The organism is [Clostridium] fimetarium, from assembly GCF_900111235.1.
GTDB classification, from domain to species: Bacteria; Bacillota; Clostridia; order Lachnospirales; family Lachnospiraceae; genus Clostridium_N; species Clostridium_N fimetarium.
In genome coordinates this window covers 11,583-27,130 of record NZ_FOJI01000012.1, presented here as the reverse complement: position 1 = coordinate 27,130, position 15,548 = coordinate 11,583, and the positions used below count along the sequence as shown (strand labels likewise).

Genomic DNA, 15,548 nt, shown 5'->3' with positions numbered 1-15,548 from the left:
TTACTTTATATATTACTTTATGTATTATTTATAGAACCCAGTAAATGAAAGCATCAAGCCACCGCACGTATTGTTGTTATCACTTTCATATCCATATTCACCAAATGTAAATTCAACTATAAATGGAACATCTCCAGCTTCTGCTTTGATGGCATCTGCAACTTCATTGATGCGATCGCCAATTCCAGCACGTCTTCCGCCACAATGAACCAAATGGAATGCTGCTGCCTCTCCACCCATTTTCGCTTTTAAAGCTCGTAATGTTTCTCCTGCTGAAGAAATTAATTCATCAATCGTAGCCTCCATACGAATCACACAGGTCTTTTCTGCCAAATTGTTTCCAATGTTCATAGAACCATCTTCATTACCATTCATAGGATGACGAATTGCTACTAAATCGCCAAGACGATCCTTAACGCCAAGTGGAGACGTAATCGCAGTTACGAGAAGATTTCCACCAGCAACAGCATCCTTTGAAACACCTAACCACTCTGCATATTTTTGAGTAGCTGGGACTCCATCTATCTCAAGTAAAGTTCTGTTTCCATCTATCTTTGTGATAACACCAAAATCATTTGTCTCATGATAAGCACCTGTAAATAAATTGGTGATAGGTTTTCCATAGAAAAACGCGACAACTGCACCATCTGCAAATACTTGGTCCTTCGTATACAGTTTCCAATCTCCAGAAATGCTGTTATCTGCTGCACTTCCTCCAAAAAATGGTACTCTTCCAATTACAGAACTGATTCCTTTTAGATAAAATTCTTCTTCTGCTGGAGACGCAGCCATATAGAAATAGGTAGGAGCGACATCCTTACCTGCAGCCTTCATCGCTTCATCAGCTAGTAACTTTCCATCTTCAAAAGCATCTACGCCACGTGCCTTACCGGCTACCCCCACCGCCATATCTGAATCAGAAATAGCCATGACACCTACAAACCCGTCATCCGATGAGATAAAACCATCTTGTGTAATAACACCGGTAAAAGAAGTATTTCCCAAGAGTGGAACATCTGGAAATTCAGAAGCAACACCAGAAATTAGGGCCTTCATATCATACGCACAACTTGCATACACAAATGCAACCTTAATATCCCCTAATCCAACTTTTGCAGCTGCCGCTGCTTTCTTTCCTGCATCAGCTGCATTTGCCAATGTACTTGATCCAACATTTGCTTTTAACATATTCATTACCTCCCAATTTTTGTTAGATATGTATAAATAATTGCTATATATATATTATATAATATACATTTTTACATACAACACGTATATTCCGCAGAACAAAACAGCTGTCCCACTCTGTGGAACAGCTGTTTTCTTTATGCATGATTATAGTTTCTTTTACATTAATGGTAAATTATATTACTTTTTTCAACCTCTTCATATACTTTCTGTGTAACTGCATTATCTTCGTCACTTAAAAAATATGTGTTACTCGCCGTTGTAACGACAATAAATGTTTTATTTTGAGGATTCAAGCACAAATCACAATCACCATATCCATCTACCGAAAATGACCCTTTTTCCAACTTATCCATCCCTGTACCCATTCGTTTTTGTGTTCTCGGAAGTTGCGTTATTATCTTGATTTCCTTAATATCGTCAATATTGATTGCATATTCTACTTTCAGATGCTCAGCTACAATTTGATTATTTGAAAGTTTCAAACTGATTGGAGTAAATTCTTCAAACATTAACCAGATACACATAACAGGAATGATTAGTATAGAAATAATAGCAAAACCTCCAAACCATTTTATATCTATTTATTTGTATATTTCATTTACATTATTTCAAATCCTATAATACTAAAAATACATTTTATGGTATTATTTACATAGTAAGAATTTGTTTATAATTTAGTCATAACTGAGTAAGATTAAAATACTACACTGTCTATATACCAAACAATTCGATACAGACAGAAAGGAAATAGATTTATGTGGATTAAAAAGCTTAAAAAGAAAAAATTACAATTTATTGTACTAGGGTTTATTCTAGCCTTTGCGACTATGATTCTATCCACTTGTATTAGTTTCAGTAAAGAGGTGGAGCGTTATACCGACAGTCAGTATGATGATTCTAGCAATGCAAGCCTCCTGCTCTATGCAACCCCAGGAACCAGCAAACTAATACAAGAAAAATCAAAAGAACGAGATGATATAACTTCAATAAAAACATACGAGTGCTATTACATTGCTTCTCTTGATATTAATCATCATAATACGCTTGTACAAAGTTATATCAATCCGTTATATGCCATTGTACTATCAGATTATACTGATTTGCCATTCAAGCTCACACCCGTCGATGGTGATTTGCAAAGCACCTGTCCCGCACCTGGTCAAGTCTGGGTACAAAATATCGTTGCTGACAACCACAGTATTTTTGTAAATGACACATTTGATATAAAAGTCGGTAACACTACGAAACCACTTACGGTTTCCACCCTTGTTAATGACACCAGAAAGCCAGTATCTATGACAACCGGCGCTGCGATATTCATCAATCAAGCGGATACGGATTGGTTTGACAGCCAGCAAGCACTTGAATTGATTTGTATTACCACCGATACTAATAGCCAGACCATTCAAGACTGGCTTGATACTGTCTATACAGATGACTATCATGCTGAAAGTTACGACACATTGTCCGCTATGAAATTAAAAGCTACTATGATTACTTCCTTAATATCTAGTCTTGGAACATTATCAGCAGGATTTATGCTAATAATGACAATTGTAATTATTTTATTTTTTATAAGAAATACAATTCTAAATGAATATAGCGCTATTGGGACTTATAAATCTGTAGGCTATACAAACTTAGAAATTATGGGGTTTTATCAGAAATGCTACGCTCTTGTAGGAATCATTTCCATTACAATCGGTTCGCTTTTAGGATTGCCAATGTCAATCTTCATCGGCCGAATCGTTATGGAATATATAGGTGATTACAGCCTGAGCAAAGCTTCCATATACTCCTGCGTTTTTGTAATTTTGATTACCAGCTTAATTCTAATATTTAGTATATGGTTTGCACTCAGACGAATACGAAAAATCACGCCTGTTGATGCCTTTCGCGTTGGGACCTCTTCCTCCAAGGCAAAGCTAAGAAAGTCACTGATTAAAAATGCGCATTCCTCATTTAGTATGGCTATCAATGATATCTTTAAGTACAAGAGTCGTTCCGCAATTATTGTACTTATTGTGGGCACATCATTTTTCATAGCAATCATGCTAGTAAATATATGTATCTCGTTCGGTCGTATGGAAAAGAATGCCCCAGCTTGGATTTCAGGTCCTAATTGTGATTGTTTCATAACCAAGGAAGACCATGCCCTAACACAAGAATTAATTGACTATGTACAAAATAGCGATTATGTTGATAGCTATATTACTGGTGAATTATTTTCTAAAGTGAGTGTACTTAGTAATGAAGACAATATCAATATAAAATATGCCAATGTGACCGATTTCAATACCTTTGATTATAAACTGACAGGAATCACTTATCGTCATGGCCGCCCACCTCAAAACAAAGAAGAAGTAGCAATCGATTCACTTACTTTAAAAAATACCGATTACGATATTGGTGATTATATCACTCTAGTCATTAATGGTGTTGAAACCAATCTTATGATTTCTGGAATCTATGATACCATGATGCCCCCTTCGTTATCATTTGTAACCTCTACATTTTCAGATGTACCAAAGGAATTATATTACACCAAAATCGGAGTTAACCTAAAGAATCCAAAAGATATAGATGCATTTAGAGCTGATATCAAGGAACATTTTTCTGATTATAAATTCGAAACGATGCTTGATTTTGTTGATGACATAAAAGTATCCATCATGTCAATCATGATACCTGTAACAATCATTATTATCGTAATCTTCTTTGCATTTACGCTGCTAAACATTATTAATATAATCGTTATGAACAACAATGAACAACAACGCAATTTTGGTATTATGAAGGCTTATGGATTTTCAAATGGATATATCATAAGACGAAATGTTTTTAGACTATCTTTGTTAAGTGCCCTTGGATTAATAATTGCTACTATCTTAAATCTCGCATTCACACACAGCATCTATTATGCCGTTATGAGTGTAAATGCATACAAAACAGAAGCCTTTGAAACTACAATATTACTGGTAAGTGGGTTGAGTGTCATCATTTTAATAACCATACTTCTCAGCCTTCCAATCAAGAAGATTTCACCTAAGAAGTTGATGGAAGAATAAACGTACGAATTATAGCTATGAATGAGAATATTGAAATTTATGAGCAAACTATGTCAGAAATATAGATTAATTATGAAAGAGGGAAAATGAAATGAAAAATAAAATTATAGAAACAAAACAGTTATGTAAGACTTATATTCTTGGAAAAACCGGTATGAATGTACTCAAAAATATAGATTTGGAAATATATGAAGGTGATTTCACAGTAATTATGGGTAGCAGCGGCGGTGGAAAATCCACCCTACTATACGCAATCAGTTCAATGGATAAGCCTACAAGTGGAACATTAACTATACTTGGAAATGATATGTCAAGTATGACAGAAAAAAAACTCAGTAAGTTCAGAAAAACCGAAGTTTCCTTTATATTTCAGAGTATGAATCTGCTGCATGATTTAACTGCATTTGAAAATATTGCCTATATAGGCTATGGATCTGATTCAAAAGAAAATGTAAACAAGAAATCTCTGGAGCTTCTAGAAAAGTTCGGACTTACTGAAGAAAAAGACAAATACCCAAGTGAGATGTCCGGCGGGCAGCAACAGCGCGTCGCAATATGTAGGGCATTAATCGGCAATCCCAAGGTTATATTTGGTGATGAACCCACTGGTTCGCTTAACTCTTCGAGTGGGCGACAAGTGCTTGACAGCTTGACTAACATAAACAATAATGGTCAGTCTATCGTTATGGTAACGCATGATTTAAAAGCTGCCACCCGCGCAACTAGATTATTGTATATGTCTGATGGCCGTATATATGCGGAGCTAAATCTCGGAAAATATTCCAGCGAAAAAGAAAGCGAACGAAAAGCTGTTGTATTTGATTTCTTAAAAGAACAAGGATGGTAATAGCCACTGTCTAAATTGAGATAGAAAACTGTATTTCAGTCCACTGATCTAATATACTGTCACATTCTATTCTACCACCATGTTGTTCAACAATATATTTGGATATACTAAGTCCTAAGCCGGAGCCTTGTACATTAAGGGTTCTGGCTTTTTCACCTCTATAAAACTCACCAAATACCATAGGAATATCGATGGCTGCAATGCCGATACCAGTATCTCTTACAGCAATTAACAAATAATCATTCTCCACTTTATAATTAACGCTTATTTGACCCTCATTCGTAAATTTCATAGCATTTCCAAGAAGATTTTGCATAACCTGTCTGATTCGTTTTTCATCAATATTGATCAGTACATCAGGTATCTGACTGTAAGAAAATGTAAGTCCCTTTTTATCAACATCTTGCTTCGCTTCTATCATGATCTCATCAAAATATTTTCTCGAATAGCATTCGCATTTCTTGATTTCAAATTCATGTAGTTGTGCTTGGGAATGTTCGAGAATATCGTCAATAAGAGAATTCAGCATACCGATTTTTTTTAGAATTATAGATGTGTACTCATGTACTCTGTCCCCTTTCACTATATCATTGTGAATTCCTTCCACGTAACCTGATATCGTTGCAATTGGAGTTCTAAGATCATGAGAAATATATGCCATCAGTAGTTTCTCTTTTTCTTTCAGTTTTTTTTCGTTTTCAGTAGAATACTCCAAATCCGAACGCAAACCTTCAAAATCATGACAGAGCGTTCCTATCTCTCCATCATAATCATAATATAAACGATCCTGAAAATGACCATCCCTTATACTATTTGTTACTTTATGTATCATACTAATCGGCTCAAGAATATCCTTAAACATAAGCCTAATCAAAAGAAAGATCGTACTAATAATATAAATGATAATAAATGCCATAATGACATATACGGATACATGTTTGTCACTTACTAAACTATAGGGCACTGAAACATAGATAGTTCCTACCTGAACATCATTTCTAATAAATGGTGTTGAATATATCATATCATCAGATGCAATGTCACCCTTTGACATTCCTGATAGCATTTTCAATTCCATTTGCTCGCCTACTGGAGATTTCAGATCATTAGAATATAAAACTTTGCCCGATAAATTCACTACTGAGTATGTATATTGATCCAACTCAGAAAAATCCAAACCGTTAGCCATGTAAATTCCGTTATTTAGGAGCACTTTGGTTCTGTTAAACATATCCCTATCAGTATTTCTCTCATTTACTACCACGATGCTTACACATAGGCTAGCAACTCCAATTAAAATAGCAACCAATAGCACACATATTTTCAGCTTAATTGTCAGCTTTCCCATCTATATCCTACTCCCCAAACTGTCTTTATCAATTCCACATGTTCCCTAGCTAATTTTTCTCTAATACGACCTATATAAACTGCAATTGTGTTCTCATCGATAAACTCGGTATATCCCCACACCTGATCAATCAATTGCTCCTTTGTAAACACTTGCGCAGGGTTGTCTGATAAAAAATCAAGCAGTTGAAATTCCTTAGGTGAAAAATCAATTCGTTTCCCGTCAACAACAACCTCGTATGAAGCACTATTAATGCACAATTGTCCAAATATTTTGTTTGCACTCTTTGCACTCTTCGCTGGTAGAAAATTAGTTGCGCGACGTAAATGTGATTTCACTCTGGCCACTAGTTCTATCTGAGAAAATGGTTTCGTCAAATAATCATCAGCACCAACTCCTAATGCCAAAACCTTATCATAATCCGATTTTTTAGCAGAAATTATAATGATTGGTACGTATCTATCTTCTCTAATTTTTTTGCATACTTCAATACCATCAATACCTGGTAGCATAATATCAAGTATAATCAGGTCCGGCTCCAGTTTTTGCAACATATCCAAGCCTTCATTCCCTGAGAATGCTTGCTTTATCTGATATCCATCGTTAGACAAAAAATCCCTCATAACGTTTGATAAATCTATGTCATCTTCAATTATTAGTATTTTTTCATTTGCCATGGAATTATCCTCATTGTTTGTTTTAAGAAAAAATGTTGTTTTACGCTTGTCTACATTTTTTTAACCAGCTCTTTATTCTTATACATCAATACATCAAGCTTCTTTTGGAAATCTTCCACTTTCATAAAAGAATTGTAGTCGTATAATGCATAACCAATACTAATTTCTAGCTTATAAGGATGCTTGCCTGATTGATTGAATTTATCAAAATAGTTCTTAATTCTGCATACAGTTTCTTCTAATATATTCTCATCAGATGTGTATAAAATAATACAAAATTCATCACCGCCGAAACGCGCTATAAAGTCATCTTCCTCAACACAGCTAGCAAGCAGTTTTGCACAAATTTTAAGTGCATCATCACCTATATTATGTCCGAAGGTATCATTAATAGCTTTAAAATCATTTACATCTATCATAATAGCCGAAAAAGTCTTATTTTCAATACTTGCATTGATTTTATCCCTCAAGTAAAGATCAAGCTTTTTCCGGTTATTTACTCCTGTAAGATAATCAGTGTACATATTATGATTCTGTATGTTTACGAATACAATTAGCATCGAAAGTGCTAGACAATTCAGCATTAATGAATAGCCATAAAAAGTAGCTTGTAAAAGAACACCTACAAATGGTGGAACACCAAAAAAAATCAAAGAAGCAAAATTCTTCTTCTCAATCTTTTTTCTATTTTTTATAAGCATCATTATCCCTACAGCCATAAACATTATAACCAATACAACTGGAACAAAAAAAAGTGGAAGTCTATGATACATATTCTCGTCATCAATATAATAAAACCATTCATAAAATTGTGAAAATATGACACTAATAAAATTTATCAAATTTAAAAAAATCAATGAAAAAATTAGTCGCCTTGTGAATTTTTCTTCTTGAACCACCTGATCATGAACATATAATATCCATAATGAAGGGAGAACAAGGTTAAGTGAAAACGCAGCAAAATTACAAATACGATTTATGTAAACATATATTGTATTTGGACTACCATCAAATCTGGAAAATATATCAACAATCAATAGAAAAACAGTTGTCTTTAACATCATTAGAAAAATTTTATATTGCAAAAATTCTTTTTCCTGCTTTTTCACATATTGGATATAAACAATAAGCAAAACTGCAATTGAATAAATGTTTATAATTATATTACCTATTAAATTCATTCATTTGTACTCCTATATCAGCATCATTGATAAGTTCCTCTAATTGTATCGCTACTATAGTAGTATGATATCACAATTTCAATACTGAAACAACAATAATAGTGCTGTTTTTTTCCAATATATTATGGTATACTAGATTATTTTGTATAAACATAACATGATTTTAACGCGCATATATAGGTAGTTCCACCGCTATCTCCAACTCTTCACCTAACAAATTTGCATTTACAGTTCCACCCATCTGCTCTGCCAATAGTTTAACGATAGACAATCCCAAACCAGTCGTTTTTCTTCTTGCCTGATCTGATGTATAGAAACGGTCAAATAGACACTTCACATCAATTTCAGTAGCATTTTCGACTAGATTTTTAAATGAAATTACGGCATTTTCCATAGCTAAAATTTCAACCACAACATTACTGGAGGAATGGACTACACAGTTTTGGATTAAATTTTGAACGATACGTACCAACATTTCCTGATCGGCTAGCACGAAGACTGGTTGTGTTTCCTTAAGCTGTACCATAAGACCGCGTTTTTCAAATGAAGCAATTGATGCAGCAAGACATTCTGTAACAACATATGTAAGATTAATTTTCTCAATGTTTAGTTTTATTTCTGCATTTAAAAGATATGAATATTCAAAAAAATGTTCAATCAGATGTCCCAATTCATCTGCATGCTTTATAGCAACTTCGAGTTTTTTTTGTTGATCCTGTGTTAACTCGCTATTTTTTAGAAGTTGTTGATACCCTTTTATGGCCGTAAGCGGTGTTCTTAAATCATGGGATATATTAGCAATTAAACCTTTAAATTGCTTTTCCTCCCGAACGCTCTCAAGACGGAGGGTTTCCTCCGCCTTTAAGCACTTGTTTATATTGGCAGTCAATTGATTTAACTGGCGGTTAATGAGTTCCAATCTGATAGGCCGCCTTATGTCGCCTGTCAGTCGTTTTTCAAGTTGACTATTTATATTACCAAATTGATACTGGAGAAGGGCTATATACGACGCAAGTAAACATACTATAATAATCAAAATACAAATTGCAATTATCAACCCTTCTACCAACCTTTCTTTACTTGATTTCTGATTTTCTAAACAAACTGAATGCAATAACAATCATTATGATAATACATATAAAACAAACCACAATTGCCTTTAATAAATCCCCTGGTCCCGAATTCATGGTTAAAAAAGAGTAGTTTCCACCAAATGGCGTCCAGGACAATATATTTTTTAAGACAGGAGAACTGCTACTCAAAATTGCTAACTGTCCGCTACCTATTGAAAGTCCGTAATAATTAACAACAACAAGGACCGGTTTCTTAAGTACGAACGCAAGTGGCACGCATAGACTCAACTGTGCCATATATACAAGCATCAGTGTCAGCATAGCTGCTAATATTTTCAAAATTCCCGATGCACTCAATGCGATTCCAGAATCTTTTGATAGTATATTCAAAAATCCTGCCGATACAGCGCCCATATCAAACTTAGCACCAGTACCCAAAGCAATACCTGTAATGATAGCATATGGAATAAGAATAAATGCCAGTGCACTAAAAAATACGACAGCTTTGCTTACTATGATAGCACCTCTATTACATCCACTTGTAACAGCTTCATGTATTGTTTTATTTTCGAAATCACCACATATTAAAATACCGGCTAAAACAGCCCCCAAAATACTTATGACATTTAAATCGGAGAAAAGAAAACCAATTCCAGTATATTTATCACCGATTACACCTTGTGGTATCAAATATGCCATTATGGTCATTACTATGGCACATAACGTTGTAATTCCAAATAAAATTTTAATTACTGGTGATTTTCGCATTTTAAATAAATCTGCCTGAATTAAATTAAGCATTCAGTTCACCCCCAATCGCAGAAATAAAGTAATCTTCCAGTGTATCTCCCTCAATAGAAAAATTCGTCACAATAATTCCATTATCAGAAATAGCCTTTGCAACTAAACTCTTGTCATCCAAATGGTCATAGCGTTTAATCGTCTTATCAGGCATTACCTTATAGTTTGTTGTTCCTAACTGCATCTCTAAAATACTCACTAGCTTTTCTGGCTGATCGCTGCCAATTAAAATATAATGTTTGCAGTTTTCTTCAAGTTCTTCTAATGTAAGTGATTGCTTGATTTTTCCTTCATGGATAATGATATAGTTTGTTGCCATCTGATAAAGTTCTGGTAAATTGTGACTAGATATAAGAATTGTCATCTGGCGTTCCTCACACAATCTAGTCAGCAAATTCCTTATCTCTACCACCCCTATTGGGTCAAGCCCATTGATAGGCTCATCTAAAATGAGCAATTCGGGGTCTCCGAGTAATGCTATAGCGATACCCATACGTTGTTTCATGCCAAGAGAGAAGTTCTTTGCCTTCTTTTTTCCCGTATTATCCAAGCCAACCGTTTTCAATAATTCGCTCACTATGGTTTTACTTGGTTCTCCTCTTAATATCCTATGATATGTAAGATTTTCCTGTGCCGTCATGTAAGGAATGAAACTAGGATACTCAATCATACAACCCATTCTTTTTCTTTGCTCCTGCAAAATCCCATCACCGCTTAGACCAAAAAGCTCAATACTTCCCTCTGTGGGAAAGGCTAGCCCGGAAACGACCCTCATTAACGTCGTTTTCCCAGCACCGTTTTGTCCAATTAAACCGTATATTTTCCCGGCTTCCAAAGCAACTTGCACATCTTGCAAAACATTTACACCATGATATCTTTTTGTTAAATTATTCGTTTTCAAAACATATTCTTTCATCTACTCACCTATCCTTTCTATATTAATAGCATAAATCACAAAGGTTTAGAGAAAGTTAAGTTTAAAATATAGTTGTTAAGATTTCGATAAGATTATTCTTTATACATACGATAACCAAGTCCCCAAACAGTTTCAATATATTCATTATCTGGATTTGCAATTTTTAGTTTACTTCTGAGATTGCTTATATGCGTTTTTACAGCATTATCATCTCCTAAATATGTATCCTGCCATATGGTTTCATACAGATTTGCTTTGGTAAATACCCTGCCTCTACTTTTGAGTAACAATTCTATAATCAAACATTCCTTTGCAGTCAGCTCCAGTTCTATGTTATTGACGGTTATCCGCTTTGCATTGCCGTCAAGCACCAAGTCTTTATAACGAAATATCTTTTCTGTTGCTTCTCGTCTTTTAGAGCGTCTCAGATTTGTCTCGACCCTTGCGATTACTTCTTCCAGGTCAAAAGGTTTTGTAATATAATCATCAGCACCCATTTTTAAAAGCTCAATTTTGGTTCCTATCATATCCTTTGCGGAGATAATTATTATAGGTACATCTGAAAATTCACGCACTTCTTTGAGTATTTCGTCTCCGCTTTTATATGGAAGCATAATATCAAGTAGAATCAGATCATATTCCTGGTCCTTGATTTTTTTAATCCCCTCTATGCCTGTGTACGCAGAATCGACCTCATATTTCTCATCAGTCAGCACCTCTGCTAGCATTGTATTTACATCTTTGTTGTCCTCAACAATTAAGATTTTGTCCACGTTTTCTCCCCATCCAATTAATTTTTCCTTTTCTTTTTATATATCATTAAAGGAATCATAAGCACAATTATCGCAGCACCACAAGCTGCAAATCCTATCCTTGCATTAAAGCGTTCCGTAAGCAATCCCGCAAATAGATTTCCCAACGGTGTACTTCCAGCAAATACTAACGTATATACACTCATTACTCTGCCACGATACTCATTGCCTGAATTAAGTTGTACTGTTGAGTTCGCGCTAGATGCAAATATTATAAAAAAGAATCCTGTAATTGCAAGAAAAATTCCTGTCAATATGAAAACACTCGTATAACCTGTAATAATCAATGCGGCGCCTACAAGAAATGGCGTTACATAAATATAGAACTTTTTCGGTCCAGATGTACTTAATGTTGCTATAAACATTGCACCCACAAATGAGCCTAATCCCATAAAGGACATAAGAATACCAAATCCTGCTTCGTTTTGCTTTAGTATTTCTTTTGCAAAAACAGGAACAAGCACACTAAAATTTGGAGCAAATGTACCTACGATTGCCACCACTACTATAGTATTAAATAGTACCTTATTATTGTAAATATACTTGAGTCCATCTTTGATTTCTTCTATTACTTTCGTACTTTTGTGGGGTTTTCTTTCCAACGGTTTTACCTTAATAAAAAACAAACTAATTAAAACTGCTGCAAAGCTAATTGAATTAATAAAAAAACATGCTGCGATTCCAGCATATCCCATTACGAGTCCTGCTATAGCAGGTCCTATGATTCTTGCTAAATTAAAAGACATCGAATTTAAAGCAATTCCATTCATTAAATATTCTTTTCCAACAAGCTCTATAACAATCGATTGTCGTGTTGGCATATCCATTGTATTAATAATTCCAAGCGCCGTTGCCAAAATTAAAATATGCCAATATTGTACGTTTCCAGTCCATACCAATATCGCAAGTATTAAGGTAATTACAAGCGAAGCTGATTGCGTACATATTAAAATCTTCTTTTTCGAGTGTTTATCAATAATAATTCCCGCAAATAACGAAAAGATTAATACCGGTGTAAATTGAACTATTCCTATTAAGCTTAATAAAAATGGAGAGTTCGTTAACGAGTACGCCAACCATGGTTGTGCAATATTTTGCATCCACGTACCTATTAATGAAATACACATACCTATCCAATAATACCTGAAATTTTTGTGTTTCAAAGAAACAAAAGGGTTGTTGAATTTATTGTTAACTTCATTTGTAACATTCATAAAATATCTCTCTTTCAATTTGACTACTTAAAAATCAATTACCTTTAATTACGATTTTCTTTCATTCCGGTTGTCTTTAATTCTGATTGTCTTCAATTCCGAATGCATTTGATTATTGTAATATACCTTCTATATTCATATAATTCCTACTACTTTAACAATAATTATACAACATATAGATGTTTGATACCACAATATTTTAGAATACCTACAAAATGCATTTTCTATCTAAATATTTAGTAAGTTGAAGGGATATGCTAAAATATTGAAAATTATATATGAAATATATGACAGATTATAAGAAGCTCCTTGGAAGTTAAACTTCCAGGAGCTTCTACAACACTAAATTAAATTGTAATATAAAACACGAATTGCTGCTTTATCACGCAGGCTTTCGATCCATTTCTTACCAAGATCCTCCACCGCCACCACCTGAGCCGCCACCTGATGATCCTCCACCACTTCCACCACTGCTACTTGAAGGACTAGAAGACATCGCTGTTGATGCAGATGACATTGTCGAATTCATGAAAGTACCAAATGACACCATGTTAAACCCGCTACTACCCTCGTACCAGCTTGGTGGTTCTATTGCAATTATTTCAAACTTTTTAATCCATTTATCTGATATTCCTAAAACATAAGTATAGGGCAATATGTTGTAAAAATATTCCGGATTCTCCATGACCAATGCCTCAAGTTTTGGTTTTTCCGCCGTTTCAAGGAACGTTTTAAATCCCTTGATTTTGCCTAACATCTCATTTCCTAAAACTGTCCTTTTAGGCATCGCTTTAAATAATATAATCATAACCAGGGTACATGCAAGTCCTATAACATAAGCAACCAAATACATTGGATCAATCAATAATGTAGGCAATACCATAGCAACCCATACTGTTCCACCAAACATAATTCCCCATACTAGTCCAAATAATTTGACTGATATCGGCGTTTTGCCAAATACTAAGCTAAACGAAACAGAGAATCCAATACCTGGAAATAGCAATGCAACAGGAACTAAAGTCCACCCGCCATATTCTGATACAGGCTTTGCTGTAATTAATATATATGTAATCGCTATCATAAAGATTACAAAAATGCCTTTTCCCAACGAGCTCTTTTCAAATATCTTTTGTTTGTTTTCTTTTTTATTTAGATCCGCAATGATTTTATTTAAAGTAGTATAAAATGTATCTTCTAAATCACTCGCAGTGACACTTGAGGACGTAGAACTCTTAAACAAACCTTTTAGAAACCGTTTCTCATTTTCATTATTACCATCATAGTCTCTTAACTTAGTGATTTTAAAACTTTGTTTTTTTGAAACTACTACTTCCTTTTCGGAATCAGCTATTTTTATATAGCCTTTATTTGCCAAATATATTAATAAAGAAATAGCATCATTTTTGTCGGCTTTGCCTTTGTATAAGAATCCAACCTCAGCACTATTGCATCCTTCTGGCGGATAAAATTCAACAGTTTCAACCACCTTGTTATCTTTACCAAATCTATACCACATAATTACTGTAATTAGCACAAACAAAATCGGTATAATAATGGACAGAATCATCAGCGCATCTAGATTACTACTTGCTCCTACAAAATATCCTTCCGGAAGTTTCAATCTTACAGTTAAAGCCTGGCCAGGATTTAACTTACCTTGATAACTACCTGTTATTACATTTCCAGCCACTTTATATGTAATGTTAGAACTATCTGTTGATCCTTCGTATCCACTGGAAAACCCAAGTTGCCTTGAATCAAATTCTTTTGGCATATTTATGGTAAAGGTTATATTTCCAATTGCCGTATCCCATTCCTTACCAATCAAATTCAAATATAGTTCATCATAATCTTTTCCCGTATCTTTCCCAAGATTATATAAATAACTTATATTATATTCTTTCGCACCAGTTAATGCATATTCTGAATCACCAATTTTAATTTCTTTATTTCCATCTGTAATAGACGTTGTATAAGGCGCATCTACAGTGATCTCTGTAATCTTAGCCCTATTATAAGATGTCGTTTTATCATCTTGGCGGACCACTTTATTACTTAACGGAATTTTTCTAAAAATTCCATGCTTCGCAATAAAAAAATACGCACCAATTTTTTCTTTCATATTAAAAGTATTGTCTTCATTCACATCAATATTAATATCATAGCTGTCTATTACGTATCCATAACTCCAATAATTACTGTCTAAGCTCAATTTATCTATATTAATCGTATCAGTATTAATCGTATCCGTTGTAGTTATATCTGCATTAACCATATCAGTTTTAATTGTATCCGTTGTATCTGCCTTGATATTACTTTTATTATTGCTGAAATCTGATGCAAATACATTGATTGAAGTTAACATAAATAATACTAACATTAGAAAAAAATACTTAATTATCTTTTTCACCGTTTAT

The 15,548-nt window shown here is 34.2% G+C and carries 13 protein-coding genes; 2 read left to right on the top strand and 11 right to left on the bottom strand.

Translation table 11 applies throughout. The annotated features are described in order from the left end of the window. Nucleotides 1-24 precede the first annotated feature (24 nt). A complete protein-coding gene (locus BMY18_RS14570) occupies nucleotides 25-1,188 on the bottom strand; it encodes an FIST signal transduction protein (RefSeq protein WP_092455345.1) in 1,164 nt (387 codons plus the stop codon). Between the two features lie 164 nt (nucleotides 1,189-1,352). Continuing rightward, nucleotides 1,353-1,700 (bottom strand): PH domain-containing protein, encoded by a 348-nt coding sequence (locus tag BMY18_RS14565; RefSeq protein ID WP_170841421.1) that lies wholly within the window; start codon nucleotides 1,698-1,700, stop codon nucleotides 1,353-1,355. A 246-nt stretch (nucleotides 1,701-1,946) separates the two neighbouring features. Between BMY18_RS14565 and BMY18_RS14560 the strand changes: the two genes are divergently transcribed. Both BMY18_RS14560 and BMY18_RS14555 read left to right on the top strand, forming a co-directional pair. Next, nucleotides 1,947-4,259: an ABC transporter permease gene (locus BMY18_RS14560; RefSeq protein WP_092455341.1), complete on the top strand. Its 2,313-nt coding sequence runs from the start codon at nucleotides 1,947-1,949 to the stop codon at nucleotides 4,257-4,259. A 91-nt stretch (nucleotides 4,260-4,350) separates the two neighbouring features. After that, nucleotides 4,351-5,106, top strand: a complete 756-nt coding sequence (locus BMY18_RS14555) for an ABC transporter ATP-binding protein (RefSeq protein ID WP_092455340.1) — start codon at nucleotides 4,351-4,353, stop codon at nucleotides 5,104-5,106. Nucleotides 5,107-5,116: 10 nt separating this feature from the next. Here the strand turns inward: BMY18_RS14555 and BMY18_RS14550 are convergent, their stop codons facing one another. The 9 genes from BMY18_RS14550 to BMY18_RS14510 form a co-directional block, all read right to left on the bottom strand. Continuing rightward, the gene (locus tag BMY18_RS14550) at nucleotides 5,117-6,454 is read right to left on the bottom strand and encodes a HAMP domain-containing sensor histidine kinase (RefSeq protein ID WP_092455339.1); all 1,338 of its coding nucleotides are present in this window, start codon (nucleotides 6,452-6,454) and stop codon (nucleotides 5,117-5,119) included. Then, nucleotides 6,442-7,131, bottom strand: coding sequence for a response regulator transcription factor (locus BMY18_RS14545; RefSeq protein ID WP_092455337.1), 690 nt, complete (start codon nucleotides 7,129-7,131; stop codon nucleotides 6,442-6,444). Before BMY18_RS14545 ends, BMY18_RS14550 begins: the two co-directional genes overlap by 13 nt. 50 nt (nucleotides 7,132-7,181) lie before the next feature. Further along, nucleotides 7,182-8,312, bottom strand: coding sequence for a GGDEF domain-containing protein (locus BMY18_RS14540; RefSeq protein WP_092455336.1), 1,131 nt, complete (start codon nucleotides 8,310-8,312; stop codon nucleotides 7,182-7,184). 163 nt (nucleotides 8,313-8,475) lie between these two features. Then, nucleotides 8,476-9,231, bottom strand: coding sequence for a sensor histidine kinase (locus BMY18_RS14535; RefSeq protein ID WP_330386001.1), 756 nt, complete (start codon nucleotides 9,229-9,231; stop codon nucleotides 8,476-8,478). A 157-nt stretch (nucleotides 9,232-9,388) separates the two neighbouring features. Beyond that, nucleotides 9,389-10,186 (bottom strand): ABC transporter permease, encoded by a 798-nt coding sequence (locus BMY18_RS14530; protein WP_092455334.1) that lies wholly within the window; start codon nucleotides 10,184-10,186, stop codon nucleotides 9,389-9,391. After that, a complete protein-coding gene (locus BMY18_RS14525; RefSeq protein ID WP_092455332.1) occupies nucleotides 10,179-11,102 on the bottom strand; it encodes an ABC transporter ATP-binding protein in 924 nt (307 codons plus the stop codon). The genes BMY18_RS14530 and BMY18_RS14525 overlap by 8 nt, the downstream gene beginning before the upstream one ends. A 92-nt stretch (nucleotides 11,103-11,194) precedes the next feature. Then, entirely contained in the window at nucleotides 11,195-11,875 is a 681-nt protein-coding gene (locus tag BMY18_RS14520; RefSeq protein WP_092455330.1) for a response regulator transcription factor, read from the bottom strand. Between the two features lie 17 nt (nucleotides 11,876-11,892). Further along, the gene (locus BMY18_RS14515) at nucleotides 11,893-13,128 is read right to left on the bottom strand and encodes an MFS transporter (protein WP_092455328.1); all 1,236 of its coding nucleotides are present in this window, start codon (nucleotides 13,126-13,128) and stop codon (nucleotides 11,893-11,895) included. Between the two features lie 406 nt (nucleotides 13,129-13,534). Beyond that, a complete protein-coding gene (locus tag BMY18_RS14510; RefSeq protein WP_092455326.1) occupies nucleotides 13,535-15,541 on the bottom strand; it encodes a DUF2207 domain-containing protein in 2,007 nt (668 codons plus the stop codon). Nucleotides 15,542-15,548: the final 7 nt, after the last annotated feature.